The organism is Rossellomorea aquimaris TF-12, assembly GCF_001648555.1.
GTDB classification, from domain to species: Bacteria; Bacillota; Bacilli; order Bacillales; family Bacillaceae_B; genus Rossellomorea; species Rossellomorea aquimaris.
On sequence record NZ_LQXM01000027.1, the window covers coordinates 262,788 to 285,194 of the forward strand.

Sequence of the window (22,407 nt, forward strand, 5' to 3'; positions counted from 1 at the left end):
AACTAAACGTTCAATATAAAAAATCAACAGGTTATTATTATAGCATTTTTTTGATAAAAATACAATTTTAGTGTTGACAATCTATTTTATTGCGAGTTAAAATGTAGTTTTGTTCAAATCTTGATGATTGGTACACTCCTGCGTTTTTTGGTTTTTCTCGTCAAAATCCCTAGTTGAAAATCTCTTTGGAGGGGAAAATGAAGAGCAGGTTTGTTATCTTAAAGATGATTTTGGCTTAATCATCTGAAAAACAGGGCGACACCCAACTCATTTGGAGCAACGCAAGCAAGAAAAGCTGAATTCTTTTCTCCTCTACTTTTATTAACAAAGGAAAAAACCTCATTCGCACAAATGCACGAATGAGGTTTACCACTACAATTTATTCTGAAGAGTCTTCTACGTTCTCCTCCGTCACCAACTTCAACGGCACCGGAATCTTCTCCTTCACTCTCTTCCCTGACAACACATCAGCCCCAGCCTGAACGGCCAACTGACCAATCTTCTCAGGCTGCTGAGCAACTGTCGCTGAAAGGTTACCATTACGAATACTATTCATAGCATCCTCATTTCCATCAAATCCAACGACTAAAACGTCACGACCAGAACTCTGAATCGCTTGCAGTGCTCCCAATGCCATTTCATCGTTATGAGCAAACACTGCTTTGATATCTGGATTCCCCTGAATCAGGTTTTCCATCGTATTCAATCCTTCAGTACGATCAAAGTTCGCCGTCTGCTTGGCCACGACATCAAGCTTTTCATCAGCGATGTTGTGGAATCCTGCTCCACGCTCACGGGTGGCGGATGCTCCAGGTACACCTTCAAGTTCTGCAACCTTTGCTCCTTCACCAAGCTGTTCGACGAGGTATTTCCCTGCCATTTCTCCGCCTTTTTCATTATCCGAGCTGACGAGTGTCGCGACGTCTCCTTTTTCCGCTGAACGGTCAAGGGTGACAACCGGAATACCTAGACTGTTGGCAGATTGTACGGCTGTTGAGATCGCCGCTGAATCCGTCGGGTTGATCAATAGGACGTCGACGCCCTGCTGGATAAGGTCTTCTACGTCATTGATTTGTTTGGCTGCATCGTTTTGGGCATCAACGACAACCACTTTCATGCCTTGTTTCTTTGCTTCGTCCTGCACGCCGTTTTTCATGGAGACGAAGAATGGGTTATTTAAGGTTGAAACAGATAGTCCGATTTTAATGTCTTCCGGATCTGTGCTTTTATTTGGCTTTGCCCATTCCGGCGGCTGCAGGGAGCAGGCGCCTAGGAATAGGAGTGATAAACTGATTAGTAGTAACCATGCTTTTTTCATAGTATCCCTCCTACGCTGCTTTCTTTCGGTCAATGAGAACCGCGATGATGATGACGACACCTTTTACGACCATTTGGAAGAAGGATGATACGCCGAGCAGGTTCAGACCGTTGTTTAACGTTCCGATGATGAGTGCACCGATCAATGTTCCGACGATCAGTCCGCGTCCTCCTGACAGGCTTGTTCCGCCAAGGACGACGGCAGCGATGGCATCGAGTTCGTACGATGTACCGGCTGTTGGCTGTGCCGAATTCAGGCGTGACGTCAGGATCGCTCCTGCGAGTGCAGACAGTAAACCTGCCAGGGAGTAGATCATCACTTTGATGCGTGGTACTTTGATACCTGAAATAAGGGCTGCTTTTTCATTCCCGCCGATGGCATATGTTTTTCGGCCGAACGGGGTTTTATGCAGAATCACCCACAGGATAGCAAACGAGAGGATCATTGTAACGGCCGGAACGGGAATTCCAAGGAAATATCCTCTTCCAAACAGCTGGAATGCATAGCTGTCGCCAAGCCCCGTGATGGGATTTCCGTCGGTGTACACAAGGGTCAAACCACGAAACATCGTCATCGTTGCCAATGTGGCGATGAAAGGTGCCATTTTTCCTTTTGTGATCAATAATCCGTTGACCATACCCATTACAGCTCCGAGGAGGCAGCCGATCAGAATCGCAAGGATCGGGTCGATTCCTGATACCATCATCCCTGCCATCAGAGCACTGGATAAAGCGAGGATCGAGCCGACGGATAAATCAATTCCTCCGGTCAAAATGACGAAGGTCATTCCGTAGGCAATCAGGGCGTTGATTGCGACCTGTCGTAATAGATTCAATAAGTTCAAGGGTTCTAGAAAACTTGGATTAATGATAGATACTGTCGCAACCAGCACAAACAGTCCTAGAAGTGGACCGAGCTTTTGCATCAGATTGCCGACGTGATTCGTTTTGAGTGCGTTATTCATGTGCGTGACCTCCTGTCGCCAATGTCATGATTTTTTCCTGTGTTGCGTCTTCCTTTGAAAGCTCTCCTGCGATGGTCCCTTCATGGACGACGAGGATGCGGTCGCTCATCCCGAGTACTTCTGGCAGCTCGGATGATACCATCACAATCGCGACGCCCCGGTCGGTGAGCTCGTTCATCAGCTGATAAATTTCTCGCTTCGCCCCGACATCGACTCCCCTCGTCGGTTCATCGAGGATCAGCACCTTCGGACCGATTCCAATCCATTTAGCGATGACCACTTTCTGTTGATTCCCACCCGACAGGTTCCGGGCGTGGGTCCGGGCTGATTCGGTCTTGACCGTCAACCGCTTAATGAGCATTTCGACAAAATCCTGTTCGCTTTTATCGTTGATCAATCCTTTATTTGTAAAACTGTAAAGGCTTGGAAGAGCGATATTATCCTTCAGTGAAAAGTCGAGGACGAGTCCTTCCTCCTTACGATCCTCGGTGATGAATCCGAGACCGAGATTCACTGCCTGATGGGGTGTTTTAATGGTGACCGGTTTCCCGTTCATCAGGATTTCGCCTTCGTAACGCCCATCAAGTCCGAAGATCGTTCTCATGATTTCCGTCCTGCCTGCCCCCATCAAACCTGACATGCCGACAATCTCTCCTGAGCGGACTTCGAAGCTTACCTTTTCAAACAGCCCCTTTTTCGTCAGGTTCCGCACTTCAAGCATGGTTTCACCTGGCTTTGGATCCCGTGACGGGAAGCGGTCGGTCAATTCACGTCCAACCATTTTCTTGACGACCTCATCAAAGTTCGTCTCGGGGATTGGCGTCGTATCCACCGTGCGTCCGTCCCGCATGACCGTGATACTGTCACAAATTGTGAAGATCTCTTCCATCCGGTGGGAGATGTACACAATTGACACGCCGGCTTTTTTAAGCGAACGGATGACGGTGAAAAGCGTTTCGATTTCCCGGTCCGTCAATGCCGCTGTCGGCTCATCCATGATGATCACTTTTGCATCCGTCATCAGGGCTTTGGCGATTTCAATCATTTGCTGCTGCCCGACCGAGCACTGCCCCGCTTCTTTTGTGAGTGGTATTGAAATGTTCAGCTTTTCAAACTGCTCCTTAGCAATCGCTTTCATTTTTCTCGTATTGATCAGACCGAATTGTGTAACCGGTTCCTTATTGATGAAAAGATTCTCAAGGACCGTCAATTCAGGCCATACATTCAGCTCCTGATGGATGAAGGCGACTCCGAATTCCTCGGCCTGTTTCGGATTATGAAACGTCTTTTCCTTTCCGTCGATGGTGATTGTTCCCTGATCCTTTTTGTGAAGTCCCGTCAGTATATTCATCAAGGTCGACTTCCCTGCGCCGTTTTCTCCCATCAGGGCATGGACCTCACCGTGTTGGATCTCCATGTCCACTCCTTCAAGAACCTTGTTCGAACCAAATGCTTTATGGATATTCTTCATGCTGATCTGCATGCTACTCACCCCTTTGTTTAAAAAATGACTCCCGCGTGAAGGATACAATTCGCGTACGGAGTGACTTCCCCCGTGCGGATGACGGCCTTCGTTTTATGGGTTTCTTTCTTGAAATCTTCATGGGATACATACTGGATCCCGTCAAACCATGAGGTCATTTGCTTATGCACCTCTGCATTGGTTTCAACTTCTTCTGCAAGAGTGACGGCTTCTACGACCATCTCTTCCTTTAACAGTTCGACTACGTCCAGGAAGGACGGCTCTCCCTGTTTCAATGCCAGGTCGATTTTTACGACGTCTGACGGAATCGGGAGACCGGCATCGGCCACGACAATCGTATCCGTGTGGCCGAGGTCGGCTAGTATTTTCGCAATGTGACTGTTCAAGATGCCATGTCGTTTCATTCTGCCAGCTTCCTTTCTACTTCGTCTCTTGTCGGCATTCCGCCCTGGGCTCCGAATCCGGACACAGAAAGGGATGCGGCCCGATTCGCAAATCGCAGGCTTTCTTCCATTGATTGTCCTTCTGCAACGGCTGTCCCGAATGCGGCATTGAAGGTATCGCCTGCCCCTGTCGTATCAACAACCTCGACTTCGAAGGAAGGAACAAGGATTTCCTTTGTTCCATTATGGTAGCGAACTCCGGCTGCCCCTTCGGTGATGATTACTTTCTCAGGGTATTGTTTCAGTGCTTCTGACGGCTTCGCTCCATTAAAAAGCACATCCGCTTCATGTTCATTCGGTGTCAGGTAGCTCGCTCCATCAATAACTTTCTGTGAAATCTTCCTTGCTGGAGCCGGATTAAGTAGTAGTGGGACTTCAATCTTGTTGCACAGGTCTGCCACGTATTCAACCGTTTCCTCCGGGATCTCCTGCTGGATCATGATGAGATCACATGTTTTAAGAAAATCAGCTGTTTTCTCTACGTACTCTGGGGTCACAAGATCATTAGCTCCTTTTACAACAACAATGCTGTTATCCCCTTCAGCCAGGATGATATGAGCCGTTCCAGATTTCTCACCTGTAACCGGTTCCACATAGTTTGTATGAACACCGTTACTCTTAAAGTTTTCTAAAATCTCTTGTCCGTACGGATCATCCCCTATGCATCCGATCATGTAAACGTCAGCCCCAAGCCTTGCTGCTGCTACGGCCTGGTTGGCACCTTTCCCGCCAGGTACCGTGTCAAAGCTGTCGCCAAGTACCGTTTCCCCTGCACCGGGGCGTTTGGCTGATGTCACCACCAGATCCATGGATGAACTGCCGATTACGGCAATTTTCGCTTTTTTCATCTTTCTTCATCCCTTTCGTGTTGTGTTTCGCTGTATGAGTTCAACCGGAAGCTGAACACTTGTATCGATGTCTATCTCTTTTTTTATCAGTTTAATCAGAAGTGCCGCGGCCTGCCTGCCCATTTCGTAAGCCGGCTGCCTGATCGTTGAGAGCGCCGGATAGGACAGGCTGCTCTGGGGGATGTCATCGTAGCCGATGATCTGTACGTCTTCAGGTATCTTCTTTCCAAGCCTCAAGGCCTCATGGAGAATGGCAATCCCGACGATATCATTGCTCGCGATGACCCCATCCGTATCGGGATAAGTGTCAAACAGCTCCTCTGCCCAGCCCTTTGCGTCTTCAAAGGAGAACGAGGTCGTGGACATCACGGTAAAATCGACGTCCGTCCCGCTTAAGTACTCGACAGCTCCACGGAATCGGTCCTGTGCCGGCTTGACGTTGGCCGGTCCCTTCATGACGGTAATCCGCTTCGCCCCTTTTTCCACGAGGGTCTTTGCCGCCAGGCGTCCTCCTTTGCGGCCGTCCGCATAGACAGCCGGATAGTTTTCCGTGGTCCGGTCAAGGAGAACGAGTGGGAGGTTCAATTCACTATAAAGCTGATCATGCTCCACATGATTGGTCGCAGAAATCATGCCGACGACATTGTTCTGAACGAAGGTCTGGATATAATCCAGTTCTTTCTGAATGTTCTCGTCACTGTTACCGAGGAGGAGCCTGAATCCAGCCTCACTCACTTCATCCTCGACCCCTCTTGCAAGCTGTGGGAAATACGGGTTCGTGATATCTGGAAGGAGCAGTCCGATCAACCTCGATCCCCTTTTAAATAGGGAGCGGGCTACCTCGTTCGGGCTATAGTTGAGCATTTCGATCGCCTGCATCACTTTTTTCCTCGTCTCTGTTCCTACATACCCGTTATCATTGAGCACCCGCGAGACCGTCGCCACTGAAACCCCCGCTTCACTTGCTACATCCTTGATTGTTGCCACGTACGTCACTTCCTGTTCGTTTGGTTGGTTTTATGTAACCGGTTACACATAAATTAACATATGTTTGTAACCGGTTGCAACCTTTTCATTAAAAAAAGAGCCCTCCCCATAAGAGTAGAGCTCCACATTATTCTATTTTTTTCTCTTCCTCTTCTTCCTTTTTCTTTCGCAGCTTTGGTATTCGAACAGTTGTGACCTCCCTGCCTTCGAAGATGTTTCCAATCTTGGTCATGATAGAGGTCACCAGTGTGGCGAAGATGACAATGGAATAAAAGCCTGCACCAATGCCTATTCCGATACCACCCACATAGAAAATCATCGCCGCAGAAGTGAGACCTTTCACCCGCAGTCCATCTTTGAGGATCACGCCTGCTCCTAAGAATCCGAGCCCTGATACGATCTGGGCAGCGAGACGGAAGGGATCCATCATCTTTCCGCTATCTGGTTGACTGAGCATCTCAGCACCTTCGATCGAAACGATCGTGATTAACGTACATGCCACCGATACGTACGTATATGTTTTTAAACCCGCGGGCTTATTCTTTGATGTCCTGTCCCATCCGATGATGAAGCCTAATACCGCACTCACCAAAATTCGAAAATAGACATCATGCTGCCAGAAGAAATCCGTTACTTCATTCATATAATGCGGCATGTCGCCATCCTCCTTAAATGAAAAAGAGACCTCGCCACAAAACGAGTGCCTGATTTCTCCACCTGTCGTGAAAAAATCATACCGTTCGCTTTATAGGTGATCCCTTTTACTCTATTTACCAAGCTTCGTTCCATAGAATATTCTTTTCATCATATACCAATTTTTTTTACATTTCAATATTTCATCTCTAAATTCTAAGTGTAAAATAAATTTTTTTGAATGATCTTTTCAATCCCTAGGCACTCAATATCTTTCATTCAAAAATATATCCCCTTCAAACGAATTGAAAGGGGATTTATATCTAAAAGATGTTTATATCCCCAGTTGGGAAAGTACTATAAAATAATTTAAATGCTGTAAAAAATTCATTTAATTTTCTCCCTATCGTGTCACAAACCTCTTCCTTCACTCGTCTTTTGGATGAAAACAATTTAAGGAGGTTCATTTAATGACTCAAGATCGATGGGATGTTGTCATTGTAGGAGGCGGTTTAGCCGGTTATGTATCAGCAAATATTTTAGGAAAAGCTGGTCTGAAAACTTTACTTGTTGAAAAAGCAAATAAGGTTGGAGGACGTGCCAAAACGGATATTGTTAACAACCAATATTTGAATATCGGGCCACATGCCCTATATAAAAAAGGGAGAGCAAGTTCAATTTTGACCGATTTAGGTATCACCATAACAGGGAATGCTCCTAAAAAAAACAGCATAATAATTTATCATGACACTCCCTATATAGCCCCTTTTTCACCAAAAGGACTCGTACAGTCAAAATTCCTAAGCTGGAATGAAAAAATAGAATGGATTGGAATTCTACGGAAAGTACAAAAGTTACAGTCAGGTCTATTCAGCCATAAAACATTTCAACAGTTTGTCGAAGAAACAACCAATTCGTTCAAAATACAACAGCTGCTTTATACGTTAGGCCGTTTAGCTAGCTATTCTCATGCACCGGAGAAAATAAGTGCAAGCGTCATGCTTACTCATATACAACTCGGTATGGGAGGCGTTGTCTATGTTGATGGTGGATGGCAATCCATCATTGACCAACTCCACAACCAGGCTGTTACAAACAGTGTACAGATTCAAACCGGTTCATCTGTGAAGCACCTGAATGCAATAGAAAGTGGCGAGTGGCAGTTAAAGTTATCCAACCAGGAAACTATCCTTTCCAAATTCATCATTTATACAGGCTCTCCCCAAGCATTGAATGGTCTGCTAGGTGTCCCTTCCAAAAAGCTCCCTTTCAATCAACTTGAACCCATTAAAGCCGCCACATTAGATGTTGCATTAACTAAGCTTCCAAACCCAAACAATTTGTTCGCGTTGGGAATTGATGAACCTTACTATTTTTCTGTACACTCCAACTATGCACGACTATCACATGATGGTAAAAGCAAGGTTCTCCATGTATTGAGGTATCATCACCCTAACGCTCATATAAATGGCCCGGATGAAAAATTGAAGCTGGAGGGGTTTTTAGAGACCTTACAACCAGGTTGGAAGAATTACGAAATTAAAAGTAGATGTTTTCCACAAATCACGGTCAATTGTCGCTTATCAAAGGTGGGAGATGAAACGATTTTCTCTCGCGGTCTTTCTATCGCTCCTGGCCTCTATATGGCTGGAGACTGGGCTTCACCATATGTCATGTTGTCTGAAGCTGCCGTTGAAAGTGGAAAGCAAGCTGCTTTGGAAGTAATCGATAAAGAAACGGGGGTATAACATGCGAATTAGTAATGAAGAATATTTGATGTATAAGCCTTTGTTATTTTCTCTCGGTTATCGCATGACCGGGTCAGTATCCGAAACAGAAGATCTTGTTCAAGAAACGTTTCTCCGAGCCTATCAAATGGATGAACTAAAGGTGGAGAACAAAAAGGCATATTTATGTAGAATGATGACAAACCGATGCATTGATTTTTTTAAATCTGCAAAAGTAAAAAGAGAACAGTACATGGGTCCTTGGAATCCAGAACCTTTACTTCAAGCGGAAGACCGTCTCTCTGATCCTTCTGAAATTCTTATTGAGAAAGAGTTTTTAAGTATAGCCTATTTACGGATGATGGAGCACCTTTCTCCCCATGAACGCGCTGTTCTGTTATTACGAGAGGCATTCAGATTTTCGTATAAAGAGATTGCCATTATGATTGAAAAAAATGAAGAAAATTGCCGTAAGCTATATAGTCGCTCAAAGAAAAAAATGGCCGCTGTTGAAGGAGAAAGCTTACATTTTGAGAAAAATAAATCATTAATTCAACGATTTATTCACGCATTTCAAACAGAACATACGGATGAACTTTTAGAAATTATTTCAGAAAATGTCACACTGTATTCTGATGGTGGCGGAATCGTTAAAGCCGCTATACGACCTATCCTCACTCGCCAAAGAGTATTAGCGTTTTTACTTGGCATCAAGAAGAATGTTTCTGAAGACTATAAGTATGACATTACAACCATTAATGGCCAACCAGCCATTTTGAACTACATGAATGGTGTGGTGCATAGTACTATTAGCTTTTCTATATTCGATAATCAAATTGTGGAAATTTACATGACTGTGAATCCAGACAAATTACCATGAAACATGGGACGGTTCTCGTGCTTCCTCCTAACGAAAAAAGAAGCGTGAGAACTTTCATGTGCTTCCGCCACTTCCCATCCCCTACCTAATCCTCAACCAAGAAATGGAATGTCTTCGCCTCCACCTTCATAGAATTAAAGTAAACGAAGGGAGCTGGTCCTCAATGCTTGAGTGGAGTGCTGCTATTGCAGCGGTTGCGTTTACCATTCTCGTGATCTATTTGATTTTGACATTAAAAAAAGTAATGGCAACACTTGCTGAAACGAAAAAGACTCTGTCTGATACCCGTACAGCCGTGAACGGTATTACAGATGAAGCAGAAGATCTGATTCATACAGCTAACGAAATTTCTGATGATGTAAAAGGAAAAATGGATGCCGTTGATCCTTTATTTGAATCAGCTCACGATGTGGGGGATATGATACAAGATGTTACAAGCTCCATAAAAAGAACTGCTTTGCATAAGAGCAAACCTAAAACCGTTTATACGCAGGAAAGCAAGCCCGTTCAAATTAAATTGAAGTAAGCAAAAAAAAAGAGGCCGGAAGAACCGGTCTCTTTTTTGTGAAGGTTTTATGTTTCTACAAGCTCTTTTCTCTACTTATTTCTCATACTCTTCGTTTTCATACGTTCCATACTGACCATTCTCCGTATCAATGACTCCGCTCGTATACGAATCCATAATCTGCTGGCTTACCTGTTGGTTCGCTTTTTCATCATACGTAAACTGCTCTTTCGGATCCTTCTTCTTCATGTCGATTCCCCCTAAAAAAATTAGTAGTCTATTCTTTAATATTGTTCGAAAATTGGATACAGATATGAGTGGAAAAATATAGTATGATAAGGATAAGGAGGGGATAACAATGAGTTTAAAATATCAGAACATATTAATAGCTGTTGATGGATCAAAAGAAGCGGAATGGGCGTTCAAAAAAGGGATTGCCATCGCTAAACGGAATGATGCAACATTATCTTTGATACACGTAATCGATACTCGTTCCTTCGCGGCAATCGAATCCTACGATCGTACAGTAGGAGAAAGAGCTATAAAGTATGCTGAAGAATTGTTAAATGAGTACAAAGCAGAAGCGACAGAAGCTGGTTTAACCAAAGTTAAAACCTATGTTGAGTACGGCTCCCCGAAAGTGATCATCCCAAGAGAAGCAACGAAGAGCGTCAAGGCAGACCTAGTCATATGCGGCGCAACCGGACTCAACGCAGTCGAACGCTTCCTCATCGGAAGCGTATCAGAACATATCACAAGAGCTGCACATTGTGACGTACTAGTTGTAAGAACAGAAGATATGGAATAAAAAAGAAGGGGTGAGGTAGAATGATTCTATCTCAACCCTTCTTTAATTTTGGCAAGGTGAAAGAAATTTTATTTAGAGAATATACTAGCAAAACTCCATAAGTTGATTGAAGCGGAAGGTGCTCGACTCCTGCGGGAATAGTGGGAAGGTACGAAAAGCGGAGGCGGCTCGCACAGCCCCGACAAGCATAAGATGAATGGGCCTAAGAAGGCGTTTTTTTGCCTTCTTGGACCATTTAGCTTATGACCTCGAGGGGCTAGCCGCCGGAGCTAGACAGGTGAGACCCCACAGGGCAAAGCTCGAGGAGGCTCACCGCCCACCCCGCGGAAAGCGAGCACTTGGAGCGAAAATCTACCTGCACTCTCTTCCTTTAAACAGTGACAGTGGATACCAAGTGAGATTTACCCTTCTCAATCTGCACCTTCACCTGCTCAAACCCCGTACCACCATAAGACTTCCTTCTCTCAACCGCCGAATAAGGAGTCAAAATCGAATAAATATCCTCCTCAATCAATGAAGAAAACTCACCATACTCCTTAAGCGACACATCCTTCAGGTAACACCCTTTTTCAATACAATAAAGCACAAGCTTCCCGACAATTTCATGAGCTTGTCTAAACGGAATCCCTTTCGTCGCCAAATAATCCGCAAGCTCCGTCGCATTTGAAAAATCATTCCCTACTGCTTCCTCCATCTGCTCCTTGTTCACTTTCATCGATGAAATCATGCCCGTGAATATCTTCAGTGATCCCACCACTGTTTTCACTGTATCGAACATACCTTCCTTGTCTTCCTGCATATCCTTGTTGTAGGCAAGAGGCAATCCTTTTAAAACCGTAAGAAGAGAAATGAGGTTCCCATTCACTCTTCCAGTCTTCCCTCTAACAAGCTCAGCCATATCCGGGTTTTTCTTTTGCGGCATGATACTGCTGCCTGTCGTAAAGCTGTCATCAAGCTCGATGAATTGAAACTCTTCCGTTGACCACAGTATCATCTCTTCGGCTAAGCGGGAAAGGTGTGTCATCATCATCGAGCTGTTGCTCAGAAATTCCAGGATGAAATCCCGATCACTCACGGCATCGAGACTGTTTTCATAGCATGACCCAAATCCAAGAAGCTCAGCCGAATACTCCCGGTCAATGGGAAACGTCGTACCAGCCAGTGCTCCGGCACCTAATGGGGATATATCGATTCTTTTAAGAGAGTCGATTAGTCGTTCCTTATCCCGCTCCATCATCCAGAAATAACACATAAGATGATGGGCGAATGAAATCGGCTGAGCACGTTGAAGATGGGTATACCCGGGAATGATTGTCTCAATATTTTCTTCCGCTTGAAAAAGTATGGTCTGCTGAAGCTCCTCAACAAGCGTAACGATTTCCTCCACTCGTCTTTTCAGAAACAGATGCATGTCCGTGGCAATCTGATCGTTACGGCTTCTGCCTGTATGAAGCTTACCGCCCACCTCTCCGATTAAATCGATGAGCTGTTTCTCCAAATTTAAGTGAATGTCTTCATACTCCACCGAAAACTGAAGTTCATTTTTTTCAGCTTTTCCGTATAGTACTCCAAGTCCATTAAGGATTTGATCGGCTTCACTGGCCGTCAGGATTTCACATTTTTTTAACATCTTCACATGAGCGATGCTGCCTTCAATATCCTCTAGAACCAGCTCTTGATCAAAGGAGATGGATGCATTGAATTCATCCACCCATTCCTCAGGCTTTTTCGTGAAACGTCCTCCCCAGAGCTTGCTCATAAAGTCACTTTTTCCTTCTTTTCAGCGTTGACCATGGCTGAAACCTTTGTTGGCAGACCCCAAAGTTGAATGAATCCAACGGCAGCATCATGATCGAATTCATCGGCTTTTGTATAGGTCGCGAGCTTCTCATCATACAAGGAATTAGGAGATTTTCTTCCTTCCACAATGGCATGACCTTTGAATAATTTCACGCGTACGATACCATTTACATACACCTGTGTTTGATCCAGGAATGCTTTCAGTGCTTTATTCAGGGGTGAAAACCATAAGCCTTCGTAAATCAACTCTGTCATTTTCTTCTCAATCACCGGTTTGTAGTGAGCCAGCTCTTTTACTAGCGTTAGGTCTTCCAATTCTTTATGGGCTTTTAACAGCGTAACCGCACCAGGACATTCGTACACTTCACGGGACTTGATCCCGATCAGACGATTCTCTACATGGTCGATACGTCCGACTCCGTGTTTCCCGGCAACCACATTTAGCTTAGAAATAATCTCATGCAATGGATATGCAACGTGATCCAACTCAACAGGTACACCGTGTGAGAATGTAATCTCCACCACATCAGCATCATCCGGTGATTCTTCAAGACTTGACGTTAAATCATAAGCATCCTCTGGAGGAGCCGCCCACGGATCTTCCAGCACTCCGCATTCATTGCTTCTTCCCCATAGATTTTGGTCGATGCTATAAGGGGAATCAAGCTTGATGGGGATCGGAATCCCTTTATCCTTCGCATACTCAATCTCTTCTTCGCGAGACCATTTCCATTCACGTACTGGAGCAATCACTTCTAAATCTGGATTAAGAGCTGCAATGGACACTTCAAATCTCACCTGGTCATTTCCTTTACCCGTACAACCATGAGCCACTGCCGTTGCTCCTTCCGCTTCAGCAATTTCAACTAATTTACTAGCAATTAAAGGACGGGAAAGAGCCGATACAAGTGGATACTTCCCCTCATACATGGCATGACTTTGCAGGGCTAAAAGCGCATAATCTTTCGCGAATTCTTCCTTAGCATCAATCACATAGCTTTTGGAAGCTCCAACCTTTAACGCTTTTTCCTGAACAAACTCCAAATCCTTCCCTTCTCCAACATCTAAACAACAGGCAATCACATCATAGCCTTTTTCCTTTAACCATTGAACTGCCACCGACGTATCCAAACCACCTGAGTATGCTAAAACTACTTTATTATTCAAAAGTTGAGCCCTCCTATTTATCGTATGATAATGAATATTTATTCTTTAAGTTGAATTTATATTAGCACCTCTTCAATAATACATCAATAGTTATTCATAAAATTGTATAAATATTTCAAATGATGCTTTCGGAGTCGTCTATATAAAAGGACCTTGAACAGATTTCAGAGTGAGAAAACAATACTCTTTTAGAAAGAAACCTACATTAATTTTGATTTAGCAAAAGAACTTATACAGATTATTATATAAATACAAAGTTGATTTTCGCTGCAGGTGCGAGACTCCTGCGGGAGAAGCAGGACAGGTGAGACCCCACAGGAGTAGCCGAGGAGGCTCACCGCCCGCCCCGCGGAAAGCGAGCAACCTGCACCGAAAATCAACTACTACTTTCTCCTCCAAAATAAGTTGGAAATTCTACATGTTTAATGTACGATTTATGTTAAATAGATTTTTTTCGAAAGGAAGGATGAAGAAATGAGGAAAGACTTTTTCGTTTACGATGCACGATTAAAATTAAATCTCCCTCATCCTACAACGGAATGGAATGTATATTCTTCGTCTGAACAAGAAACCATTCTTTTAGAATGGGAAAAAATCAGAGGAAAGATTCCAGATCGAATTGGAGAACTGGATAAGGAAATTGAAGTTTTGCAAAATGAACTAGGGGTAGAAGAAGATTTCGAAATCTCCTGTAAAATAAATGATGAAATTGCCAGTAAAGCTTCTCGAATAAATGACTTGTGGATCTGGTACCGAACCAATCCAGCCAAGTCCTCATAAAAAAACGTTAGAGACAAAAGATGCATAGCCATCTCCTGCTCTAACGTTTTTTTATTGATTCTTCTTTGTTCGCAAATAACGATATTGATAATACTTTTCTGCAAAATCCGTGATTTTTCTTGAGAGCTGGTAATTGACTCCGGCTCCAATGCCTATGCTGACAAGAGGCAGTCCAGACCATTTCTTTCCTTTGAACATGGTGATGGCTAACCCTTTCAATGCATGCTTCATTGGTCCTTCTAACCAAGTATAGTCCGTTAATTGTTCTGATCCATCGTAAAAATAGTTTGAATCCTTTTTATTTAAGTCATCCATAAGCTCTTCCCAAGCGAGAGCTCTTAATCTAGAAGGAAGAGTCGATGCATGGAAAACCTTTAATGATGTCATCATTTCAAATGGAGTTTGGACGTCAAACCCATAGGTAATAGCAATCAGCTGAATAGAACGAAGGTTGATAACTGCCATCGCAGGTAAATCAGAACCTAAAGCAACCATTCCACCGGTTCCTGTTAGTCCACCTTGGAAAAGTGAATAAATACGGTGACGACCAGCGTGCTGTTCAGCAATGTAATGGAGTTGATCGATCGTCAAAAACTGAAGGTCTTCAACCGTTTGAATGTCTGGGTTAAAAGCCCTTGCCGTCACAAGGATACGTTCTCTAGCATCATTCTGCATCTGAGAACCTTGAATAAGAGAATGAATGTGGAACAACCAACCATCCAGGCGTTGAAAAAATTGATCCTGTAAATGTTCAGGTATGAATTCGAATGCATAATCTAACCATTTTACATATGTATGCTCTAAATCATTTGCTTCGTATTCGTACAATTCCTCTTTCCAGGCTTTGACTGTTTGCCATACTTGTTTATCTCTTTCAGACCAGCTCACTTCACTCCAACTCCTAACATTCTTTCTTTTTCCTTCAGTATATCATATAAACAATTGGATATTCTTGCAGTACAATTCATTCCGTCGTTAAATTAACTGATTATTTAAACGAATGAAGCCTCTCTATCTTCGATACCTCTCTAATAAAAAAGGATTACCTCAATAGGTAATCCCGTTTTATTAATTAATATTCGCTTTTTCTACTACATCACGTGCAATCATCACTTCTTCATTTGTAGGGATGATCATGACTTTTACAGGTGAGTGTGGATAGTTAACGAATGCTTCTTTTCCACGCACTTTATTGCGAGCTGGATCCCAATAGACACCCATGAACTCTAAGCCCTGCAATACACGTTCACGAATGACTGAACTGTTTTCACCGATACCGGCAGTGAAGACAATGGCATCTACTCCATACATACGTGAAGCATAAGAACCAATGTATTTGTGGATACGATTTGCAAATACCTCTAAGGCAAGTTCAGCACGTTCGTTTCCTTCTTCTGCTTGTAATTCGATGTCACGTAAGTCACTCGAGAATCCAGATACTCCAAGCATTCCGGATTTTTTGTTAAGGATGTTTAACACTTCATCCGCTGTTGAGCCTGTTTTCTCCATGATAAATGGAATTAAAGCCGGATCAATATTACCTGAACGAGTTCCCATTGCTACACCTGCTAATGGGGTAAAGCCCATAGATGTATCGATGGACTTTCCTCCTTCAATCGCTGCAATACTAGCTCCATTCCCTAAGTGACAGGAGATAAGACGTACTTGTTCTTTTGGACGTCCAAGCATCTCAGCTGCACGCTCAGAAACGTACTTATGAGACGTACCATGGAAACCGTATTTACGGATTCCGTAATCTTCATAGTACTCATATGGAAGACTATATAAGAAAGAGCTTTCTGGCATTGATTGGTGGAAAGCCGTGTCGAATACAGCTACCGAAGGAACACTTGGAAGTACATTTCTAAACGCTTTAATCCCTGTTAAATTAGCTGGGTTGTGAAGTGGAGCTAAATCAGACAGCTCATCAATCTTTTCAATAACCTCATCTGTAATAACAGTTGAATCATTAAATACTTCTCCACCGTGGACTACACGATGACCAATTCCATCAATCTCATCAAGTGAAGAGATGATCTCATACCCTGTTAATTTTTCAAGTAGCATTTTAACTGCTACTTCGTGGTTCGGGATATCCGTCACTTCTTCACGTTTTTCGCCGTTTACCGTTATGTTAAATACTGCATCATTTAATCCAATACGCTCAATAAGACCTTTCGTAATAACAGTTTCTTCAGGCATATCAAATAGCTGAAACTTTAATGACGAGCTTCCAGCATTAATTGCAATCACTTTTTTAGCCAAGTTGAATCGCTCCTTTAAATTCTAGCATCTATATTTATTGTGTTCATTGAACCAATTTTTATCTCTCAATTCCCCATTAAATCACTGACCACTACCTATTTCAAGAAGAAGGTTGAAATGGTATCGTTTACATGATAAATTAAATGTTTTCACAAAATTCGAAAAGAAAGAATCCTAAAAAACAAAACGAGACTACCTCTAGATGGAAGTAGTCTCACTGAAGTTTATTACTTGTTATGAAGTAGCCATTGGTCAATTTTAGATAATATATCCTGCAATGCTCTTTGATTTGATAGGCTTGGAAGTTCTGCAAGCAAAACTTCTTTTGGAGCTTGAATTCCGTCTTTCTTCTTTTGAAGAATCAGGATACTTTTGGCTGAGTTTTTATTTTTAAATAATGATAGGGGAAGCTGCAGAAATCCTTGAATGTTCGCTTTTTCCTTTAAAAATGATTGCAATTGACCGCTGAACGGAGATTCAAAAAGGCCGTTTGGAACAATAAAGAATAGATAGCCACCTTCTTTGGTATGCTTCAAGCTTTGTTCAATAAAAAGGTGATGGGCATAAGAGTGCCCTTCTTCTGCTTGCAATTCATAATCCTGTGCACGAAGATCATTTGGATAATAGCCAATTGGCAGATCACAAAGAACTAAATCAACGGGATCGATAAATAGAGGCTCTATGCTGTCTTGATTAAATAGCTCCAATGGATGCTTTTGAAGATTCGCTCCTACATAAGCTAATTTAATTAACACTTCATCAATTTCTACTCCGATTGACTGGGTCTCTTTGTGAGGCATTTGATTTAGAACGGTGGTTAATAAATTTCCTGTTCCGATTGCCGGGTCAAGAATGGTCATTTTTTCCGTTTCTTTCGTAAACTTATTTACGAGGTAACTAATAAACAACCCTAATGAGTCAGGAGTCATTTGATGATTCGGCTGTACGTTTTCTTTCATTCCTTTTAAAATCGCAAATTGAAAGGCTTTGCGAATGTCCTCATTCTCATGTTGCGATACGTTTATTTCCTCATACTTTTTATGTAGACGCTTTTTTGTCAATTCACTTAATTCATCTTGAAGAACTTCTCCTTGAAACAGGTTTTCTCCCGTTTCAGCTACTGCCTCTAAATAACTGCAAGCAAGCTGTTCTTGAAGTAACAGAGCCGTTTCATCTATGACTCCAAAAAGCGTTTCAACTGGTGAATTTATCATATTTATTCCTTCCTTTTTCACATTCTTTTTCATTTATTCTACCGATGATTTTAATGTTTGTAAAAAAAACAATGCTGACCATACAAATAGCAGCAGGTCAGCATGTTTGTCAGTCTATATGTTTAAAAACTTACTTAGCATTTTTTACGGCTTCAACAGCAGCATCGTAATCTGGATGATTCGTAGCTTCACTTACATATTCAACATAAGTAACTTCATCATTGCTGTTTACGACAAATACAGCACGAGCCAGTAATCGTAACTCTTGAATATGAACACCGTACGCTTCACCGAAAGATAAATCACGGTGATCAGATAATGTTTGAACATTTTCAATACCGTTTGCTCCACACCAACGTTTTTGAGCAAATGGTAAATCTACTGAAATCGTTAACACTTCTACATTATCGAATTTAGTAGCTTCTTCATTAAACTTTCTTGTTTGAGCATCACAAACTCCTGTATCAATGGAAGGAACGACACTAATTAAACGCACCTTGCCTTTTGAATCCTCAAGAGTTACAGGTGATAAATCATTAGCTAATACTGTGAAATTAGGGGCTTTGTCTCCAACTTGAACCTCATTACCCAATAATGTGACAGGATTATTTTTAAATGTAATGTTTGCCATCATTTGTTCCTCCTTTTTTAAATATGTACATCCTCATAGTACCGAATAAAACGAATGGAACGCAAATAATAGGGTCTAATCCATCAAAAAAGATGAGCTGCCTCCCGTAATTGGGAAACAGCCCCTACCCTCGTATCGGTACTTACAAATCCAGATTTTGTTTGTGTTGGTTTAATTGGCCATGTTGCTGTTCTTTACTATCATCTTTTTTCATCATACCTTGAATCTTTTCAATGGCACCTGGGGCTAAATCCAGCAGTCGGTCTATAAGATGAGTACTTTCATCTAGATGAAGCATCTTAATTCCTCTGGAACTTACTATTAAGAAAGCAATTGGGGTAATGGAAACACCACCACCGCTACCTCCACCAAAAGGTTGCTGTTTTGGAGACGATGAGTCCCCACCATTTGGATTATCCTTGCCGCCTCCACTATCATCCTTGCCTTTTCCATCAATAATAAATTCGCTTCCTCCTGCTGCAAATCCGAAACCAACTTTTGAAACAGTAAGAATCACACTTCCATCGGGTGTTTCAACGGGATCACCGATGATGGTATTCACATCAATCATTTCTTTTAAATTTTCCATCGCAGTGGTCATTAAACCTTCAATAGGATGTTCAGACATGGTAAGTCCTCCTTGTTAATTAAACTGACTGTTTTTCTTCTGAAAAAGTGGAAAGAGGCTTCGTTTTAAATTCACCTTTACCACCTCTCCAGTACCGAAGTATCTTTAAACCTACTAGGATAGCATTCCCAATGCGAAACTGGATAATACATGAAAATTGAGTTTGAATAATAGCTTTTTGAAAAGTTGGAATGACTTCTAAATGAGGCATAGACTGAAGTTTCATATAACCACTCAATATACCAACGATACTCCCCTTCATTCCCCAGATTATTCCTGTCAACGTACCTGTTGATGCAGCATCTCCTGTTCCAAATAATGTTTTCCATTGCACCTTATCTAACTTGACCTTTTTCGTAAATTTTCGAATGATGTGATGAAACGATTGAACATGAACGATCATTTCTTTCGTATCATGTAAACTATTAATAAATTCACTTGGTGTAATCTTTGACGTTTTCTTCTTTGAGGGATTGCTTTCATCTCCCTTTTTACTTTCTTCTTCTACTACTATGTTAGGACCGTCATCATCCAACTTTACTAACGGAATATCGATTGTATATTTTATTAATCCATACCAGGCTCTCATCTTCACTTTAAAATGATCGTTGTCATTTCCATGGTATAAGGAAAGGGTAATCGTTATTTTCGTTATGAGGATAAGTATAAATATGAATAAAATAAGTCCAATTGCAATGAATAAAACCCACATCCAAACACTCACTATTTTCACAACCCTTCAACCTCTTATTATGCTCTAAGGTAAAAAAAATAAACCTGCTATTAAGCAGGTTTATCATAATTACAACGCTGGTATAAATACGATTTGTTTGTTTTCCTTTACAACCGTTGTGTCTGCAAATAGATCATGGATTCCTTGTTTCTTATTAGTGAATGCTACAACAACGTATAAAATGAATATTGTAGTGGAAATAAATCGCCCAATTAATTCTCTAAAGATAATCGTGCTCCAAGAAGGCTTATTTCCTTTTAGATCAATCACTTTAATTCCTAACACCATTTTTCCGATTGTTTGGCTAAAGTATCTTGTCATAAGAATGAAATAACCATAAAAAACGATGCTTGTGATAATCGAAAAAGGAGCAAACATGGATCCCTCTATAACAGGTAGACCTAAAAGCTTAAAGATTGGAGTCACGAGGAGTCTAGAGAGACTTCCAATGACTACCAAATCCAATAAATAAGCCCAAAACCTTATCCAAAACCCTGCTAAGAAATAACCCGAACCCTCATTTGGAACACCAGTCTTTGAATGAATTGTTTCATCATGGTGGTCTCCGTTTACAACATGTTGTGAGTCACTCATAATGTTCACCTTCCTTTATTCAGAGTATAGATACATTAATCTTGGAGAATTTGGTTGGGAAAGGAGCTTCATTAACGCCGTTGCTTCCATATCCTTCCCAATCATTTTCTTAGCGCTCATGCCCAATATCTCTGAGAAAGGATCGGTTGTTTTATATTCAAATACTTGAGCATCTTTTAGCTTTTGATCTTTTTTTAAGGCAGCAATGGTATCTTCTACATAACCAAACTCATCAATTAAGTTTACTTCCTTCGCTTGAAGTCCATCATAGATCCGTCCATCCGCAATCTTTTTCACCTCTGCTTCAGACATCCCTCTTCCTTCTGCAATGACATCCACAAAACCTTCATATGAGTTATCAATCATGGATTGAAGGATCTTTCTTTCTTCCTCTTTCATCTCTCTTGTTGGACTCATAATATCTTTATAAGGACCACTTTTAATGGTAACAAAATCAACTCCATACTTTTCTGCTAACTTGGAGTAATTAATGTTTTGCATAATAACCCCTAAAGAACCCGTTAATGTTTCCTTACTGGCAAAAATCTTGTTTGCAGGTGCTGATATGTAATATCCTCCTGAGGCAGCGATGCTACCCATGGATACATAAATAGGCTTTTTGGATTTTTTCTTTATCTCCAATAGCTTCTCATGGATTTGAGCACTTTCAACGACTCCGCCTCCAGGTGAGTTCACTTTCAGAACAATTCCTTTTACAGTGTTATCTTCTTGAACTGCATCCAGCTTGTCCATAAATATTTCATGATTATAACCTGGACTTTCAAATAAGGATCCCGCATTTCCTGTATCCTGAATAACCCCTTCGACTTCTAACACGGCAATTCGTTTCTGTCCATTTCCGTCTTCAATGACTTCTTCAGAAAAGGCTTTCTCTTTTCCTCCAAGCATATCTTCAAACGCTTTGTTAAAGTCATTCGACAATGTCGTTGTTGCAAAATTCACTACAACAGAAACGAAGAATAACCCTACAGCAATTCCTAGTGCCGTCCATCTTTTCGCATTCATTCGTATATTCCTCCCTCATTTATCCTATCTTATGTAAGGATATGAATATCATTCACTCAAGGAAACATGATAGAATATTCACTAAGTTAGATTCTAGCAAATTTTTGAGTTAATGGGAAAAATTATCCTATACTATTTTTCATTTTTCAGGGAGGTACATACAATGAATAACCGCCGAAATATTTATTTTTATGCTTTAAAAGAAGAACACATCCAAGACAAATTAGAAAAGCTTTACGATTTAGCTAAACGATATAACTTTAACATTGTGGATTCTCACCAGTCTGCCAACATTATTGTAAGTGTAGGAGGGGATGGTACATTCCTTCAGGCTGTACGTCAAACCGGCTTTAGACAGGATGCTCTCTATGCTGGTATTTCAACCGGCGGGACATTAAGCATGTATTGTGACTTCCATATTGATGACACATCAAAAATGATTGAAGCCATGACAAATGAGCAAATGGAAGTGCGGAAATATCCTACCATTGAAATAACCGTTGATAATCAAACTTCCTTTCATTGTTTAAATGAATTTAGTATCCGTTCAGGAATTATTAAGACCTTTGTGATGGATGTTTTTATTGATGACCATCATTTTGAAACCTTTAGAGGAGACGGAATGATTATTGCCACACCAACAGGAAGTACGGCTTATAATAAATCTGTAAACGGAGCAGTAGTCGATCCGATGCTCTCGTGTCTCCAAGTAAGTGAAATGGCTTCTTTAAACAATAATCGTTACCGTACTCTTGGATCTTCTTTTATTTTAAGCGACAAACGACGTTTAGTATTGAAGATCGTTCAAGACGGAAACGACTACCCGGCAATGGGTATGGATAATGAAGCACTAAGCATTCAGCACGTAGAAAAAGTTGAAGTGAAATTAAGCGATAAAATCATTAAAACTGTAAAATTAAAAGATAACTCTTTTTGGGAAAAAGTGAAGCGATCGTTTTTATAGTACCTTCCC

Annotated in this window: 24 protein-coding genes; 6 read left to right on the forward strand and 18 right to left on the reverse strand. The window is 41.7% G+C overall.

Annotation, left to right across the window (positions count from 1 at the left end):
* Positions 1-379: 379 nt before the first annotated feature.
* From rbsB to IQI_RS10700, 7 genes are all read right to left on the reverse strand, one after another.
* Positions 380-1,318, reverse strand: a complete 939-nt coding sequence (gene rbsB / locus IQI_RS10670; RefSeq protein WP_064092621.1) for a ribose ABC transporter substrate-binding protein RbsB — start codon at positions 1,316-1,318, stop codon at positions 380-382.
* 10 nt (positions 1,319-1,328) lie between these two features.
* Entirely contained in the window at positions 1,329-2,282 is a 954-nt protein-coding gene (rbsC, locus tag IQI_RS10675) for a ribose ABC transporter permease RbsC (RefSeq protein WP_064092622.1), read from the reverse strand.
* Complete coding sequence (locus IQI_RS10680) at positions 2,275-3,765, reverse strand: sugar ABC transporter ATP-binding protein (protein ID WP_064092623.1); 1,491 nt, start codon at positions 3,763-3,765, stop codon at positions 2,275-2,277. Before IQI_RS10680 ends, rbsC begins: the two co-directional genes overlap by 8 nt.
* 17 nt (positions 3,766-3,782) lie before the next feature.
* Positions 3,783-4,169 (reverse strand): D-ribose pyranase, encoded by a 387-nt coding sequence (gene rbsD / locus IQI_RS10685; protein ID WP_064092624.1) that lies wholly within the window; start codon positions 4,167-4,169, stop codon positions 3,783-3,785.
* Positions 4,166-5,056 (reverse strand): ribokinase, encoded by an 891-nt coding sequence (gene rbsK / locus IQI_RS10690; protein WP_064092625.1) that lies wholly within the window; start codon positions 5,054-5,056, stop codon positions 4,166-4,168. Before rbsK ends, rbsD begins: the two co-directional genes overlap by 4 nt.
* A gap of 6 nt (positions 5,057-5,062) precedes the next feature.
* On the reverse strand, positions 5,063-6,043 hold the full coding sequence (locus IQI_RS10695) for a LacI family DNA-binding transcriptional regulator (protein WP_064092626.1): 981 nt from the start codon (positions 6,041-6,043) through the stop codon (positions 5,063-5,065).
* A gap of 127 nt (positions 6,044-6,170) precedes the next feature.
* Positions 6,171-6,698 carry an MgtC/SapB family protein gene (locus IQI_RS10700; RefSeq protein ID WP_231893409.1) on the reverse strand — a complete coding sequence of 176 codons (528 nt, stop codon included), beginning with the start codon at positions 6,696-6,698 and terminating at the stop codon, positions 6,171-6,173.
* Between the two features lie 448 nt (positions 6,699-7,146).
* Here IQI_RS10700 and IQI_RS10705 point away from each other — a divergent pair, with 448 nt between their 5' ends.
* The 3 genes from IQI_RS10705 (at position 7,147) to IQI_RS10715 (ending at position 9,809) form a co-directional block, all read left to right on the forward strand.
* Positions 7,147-8,424, forward strand: a complete 1,278-nt coding sequence (locus IQI_RS10705; RefSeq protein WP_064092627.1) for a phytoene desaturase family protein — start codon at positions 7,147-7,149, stop codon at positions 8,422-8,424.
* A 1-nt stretch (position 8,425) separates the two neighbouring features.
* Positions 8,426-9,283 carry an RNA polymerase sigma-70 factor gene (locus tag IQI_RS10710; RefSeq protein WP_064092628.1) on the forward strand — a complete coding sequence of 286 codons (858 nt, stop codon included), beginning with the start codon at positions 8,426-8,428 and terminating at the stop codon, positions 9,281-9,283.
* 163 nt (positions 9,284-9,446) lie between these two features.
* Positions 9,447-9,809 carry a DUF948 domain-containing protein gene (locus IQI_RS10715; protein WP_064092629.1) on the forward strand — a complete coding sequence of 121 codons (363 nt, stop codon included), beginning with the start codon at positions 9,447-9,449 and terminating at the stop codon, positions 9,807-9,809.
* A 75-nt stretch (positions 9,810-9,884) separates the two neighbouring features.
* Here IQI_RS10715 and IQI_RS20855 read toward each other — a convergent pair whose 3' ends face one another.
* Positions 9,885-10,037 (reverse strand): hypothetical protein, encoded by a 153-nt coding sequence (locus IQI_RS20855; protein WP_197489737.1) that lies wholly within the window; start codon positions 10,035-10,037, stop codon positions 9,885-9,887.
* 109 nt (positions 10,038-10,146) lie between these two features.
* Between IQI_RS20855 and IQI_RS10720 the strand changes: the two genes are divergently transcribed.
* Entirely contained in the window at positions 10,147-10,596 is a 450-nt protein-coding gene (locus IQI_RS10720; RefSeq protein ID WP_064092630.1) for a universal stress protein, read from the forward strand.
* Positions 10,597-10,966: 370 nt separating this feature from the next.
* Here IQI_RS10720 and argH read toward each other — a convergent pair whose 3' ends face one another.
* Positions 10,967-12,355 (reverse strand): argininosuccinate lyase, encoded by a 1,389-nt coding sequence (gene argH / locus IQI_RS10725; RefSeq protein ID WP_064092631.1) that lies wholly within the window; start codon positions 12,353-12,355, stop codon positions 10,967-10,969.
* Positions 12,352-13,563: an argininosuccinate synthase gene (locus IQI_RS10730; protein ID WP_064092632.1), complete on the reverse strand. Its 1,212-nt coding sequence runs from the start codon at positions 13,561-13,563 to the stop codon at positions 12,352-12,354. Before IQI_RS10730 ends, argH begins: the two co-directional genes overlap by 4 nt.
* Positions 13,564-14,037: 474 nt before the next feature.
* On the opposite strand from IQI_RS10730, the gene IQI_RS10735 reads away from it, so the two are divergent.
* Entirely contained in the window at positions 14,038-14,343 is a 306-nt protein-coding gene (locus IQI_RS10735; protein ID WP_064092633.1) for a hypothetical protein, read from the forward strand.
* Positions 14,344-14,394: 51 nt separating this feature from the next.
* On the opposite strand, the gene IQI_RS10740 is transcribed toward IQI_RS10735, so the two are convergent.
* From IQI_RS10740 to sppA, 8 genes are all read right to left on the reverse strand, one after another.
* Positions 14,395-15,231 carry an EcsC family protein gene (locus IQI_RS10740; protein WP_064092634.1) on the reverse strand — a complete coding sequence of 279 codons (837 nt, stop codon included), beginning with the start codon at positions 15,229-15,231 and terminating at the stop codon, positions 14,395-14,397.
* 180 nt (positions 15,232-15,411) lie between these two features.
* Positions 15,412-16,608: an acetate kinase gene (locus IQI_RS10745; protein WP_082892667.1), complete on the reverse strand. Its 1,197-nt coding sequence runs from the start codon at positions 16,606-16,608 to the stop codon at positions 15,412-15,414.
* A 227-nt stretch (positions 16,609-16,835) separates the two neighbouring features.
* Positions 16,836-17,822 carry a class I SAM-dependent methyltransferase gene (locus tag IQI_RS10750; protein ID WP_064092635.1) on the reverse strand — a complete coding sequence of 329 codons (987 nt, stop codon included), beginning with the start codon at positions 17,820-17,822 and terminating at the stop codon, positions 16,836-16,838.
* Between the two features lie 130 nt (positions 17,823-17,952).
* Positions 17,953-18,453, reverse strand: coding sequence for a thiol peroxidase (gene tpx / locus IQI_RS10755; RefSeq protein WP_064092636.1), 501 nt, complete (start codon positions 18,451-18,453; stop codon positions 17,953-17,955).
* Between the two features lie 142 nt (positions 18,454-18,595).
* Positions 18,596-19,081 (reverse strand): GerW family sporulation protein, encoded by a 486-nt coding sequence (ytfJ, locus tag IQI_RS10760; RefSeq protein WP_064092637.1) that lies wholly within the window; start codon positions 19,079-19,081, stop codon positions 18,596-18,598.
* Positions 19,082-19,100: 19 nt separating this feature from the next.
* Positions 19,101-19,814 carry a DUF2953 domain-containing protein gene (locus IQI_RS10765; RefSeq protein WP_231893410.1) on the reverse strand — a complete coding sequence of 238 codons (714 nt, stop codon included), beginning with the start codon at positions 19,812-19,814 and terminating at the stop codon, positions 19,101-19,103.
* Positions 19,815-19,883: 69 nt separating this feature from the next.
* Positions 19,884-20,408, reverse strand: a complete 525-nt coding sequence (locus IQI_RS10770; RefSeq protein WP_064092638.1) for an RDD family protein — start codon at positions 20,406-20,408, stop codon at positions 19,884-19,886.
* A 15-nt stretch (positions 20,409-20,423) separates the two neighbouring features.
* The gene (gene sppA, locus IQI_RS10775) at positions 20,424-21,434 is read right to left on the reverse strand and encodes a signal peptide peptidase SppA (RefSeq protein WP_064092639.1); all 1,011 of its coding nucleotides are present in this window, start codon (positions 21,432-21,434) and stop codon (positions 20,424-20,426) included.
* A gap of 163 nt (positions 21,435-21,597) precedes the next feature.
* Here sppA and IQI_RS10780 point away from each other — a divergent pair, with 163 nt between their 5' ends.
* Complete coding sequence (locus IQI_RS10780) at positions 21,598-22,398, forward strand: NAD kinase (protein WP_064092640.1); 801 nt, start codon at positions 21,598-21,600, stop codon at positions 22,396-22,398.
* Positions 22,399-22,407: the final 9 nt, after the last annotated feature.

What these genes read in the sequence shown, in the direction of transcription:
- IQI_RS10770 (WP_064092638.1), bottom strand. Translation starts at nt 20,408, where the DNA reads ATGAGTGACTCACAACATGTTGTAAACGGAGACCACCATGATGAAACA.
- IQI_RS10780 (WP_064092640.1), top strand. Translation starts at nt 21,598, where the DNA reads ATGAATAACCGCCGAAATATTTATTTTTATGCTTTAAAAGAAGAACAC.
- IQI_RS10700 (WP_231893409.1), bottom strand. Translation starts at nt 6,698, where the DNA reads ATGCCGCATTATATGAATGAAGTAACGGATTTCTTCTGGCAGCATGAT.
- IQI_RS10750 (WP_064092635.1), bottom strand. Translation starts at nt 17,822, where the DNA reads ATGATAAATTCACCAGTTGAAACGCTTTTTGGAGTCATAGATGAAACG.
- rbsB (WP_064092621.1), bottom strand. Translation starts at nt 1,318, where the DNA reads ATGAAAAAAGCATGGTTACTACTAATCAGTTTATCACTCCTATTCCTA.
- IQI_RS10705 (WP_064092627.1), top strand. Translation starts at nt 7,147, where the DNA reads ATGACTCAAGATCGATGGGATGTTGTCATTGTAGGAGGCGGTTTAGCC.
- IQI_RS20855 (WP_197489737.1), bottom strand. Translation starts at nt 10,037, where the DNA reads ATGAAGAAGAAGGATCCGAAAGAGCAGTTTACGTATGATGAAAAAGCG.
- argH (WP_064092631.1), bottom strand. Translation starts at nt 12,355, where the DNA reads ATGAGCAAGCTCTGGGGAGGACGTTTCACGAAAAAGCCTGAGGAATGG.
- IQI_RS10680 (WP_064092623.1), bottom strand. Translation starts at nt 3,765, where the DNA reads ATGCAGATCAGCATGAAGAATATCCATAAAGCATTTGGTTCGAACAAG.
- ytfJ (WP_064092637.1), bottom strand. Translation starts at nt 19,081, where the DNA reads ATGTCTGAACATCCTATTGAAGGTTTAATGACCACTGCGATGGAAAAT.
- rbsK (WP_064092625.1), bottom strand. Translation starts at nt 5,056, where the DNA reads ATGAAAAAAGCGAAAATTGCCGTAATCGGCAGTTCATCCATGGATCTG.
- IQI_RS10720 (WP_064092630.1), top strand. Translation starts at nt 10,147, where the DNA reads ATGAGTTTAAAATATCAGAACATATTAATAGCTGTTGATGGATCAAAA.
- sppA (WP_064092639.1), bottom strand. Translation starts at nt 21,434, where the DNA reads ATGAATGCGAAAAGATGGACGGCACTAGGAATTGCTGTAGGGTTATTC.
- rbsC (WP_064092622.1), bottom strand. Translation starts at nt 2,282, where the DNA reads ATGAATAACGCACTCAAAACGAATCACGTCGGCAATCTGATGCAAAAG.
- IQI_RS10735 (WP_064092633.1), top strand. Translation starts at nt 14,038, where the DNA reads ATGAGGAAAGACTTTTTCGTTTACGATGCACGATTAAAATTAAATCTC.
- rbsD (WP_064092624.1), bottom strand. Translation starts at nt 4,169, where the DNA reads ATGAAACGACATGGCATCTTGAACAGTCACATTGCGAAAATACTAGCC.
- IQI_RS10715 (WP_064092629.1), top strand. Translation starts at nt 9,447, where the DNA reads ATGCTTGAGTGGAGTGCTGCTATTGCAGCGGTTGCGTTTACCATTCTC.
- IQI_RS10710 (WP_064092628.1), top strand. Translation starts at nt 8,426, where the DNA reads ATGCGAATTAGTAATGAAGAATATTTGATGTATAAGCCTTTGTTATTT.
- tpx (WP_064092636.1), bottom strand. Translation starts at nt 18,453, where the DNA reads ATGGCAAACATTACATTTAAAAATAATCCTGTCACATTATTGGGTAAT.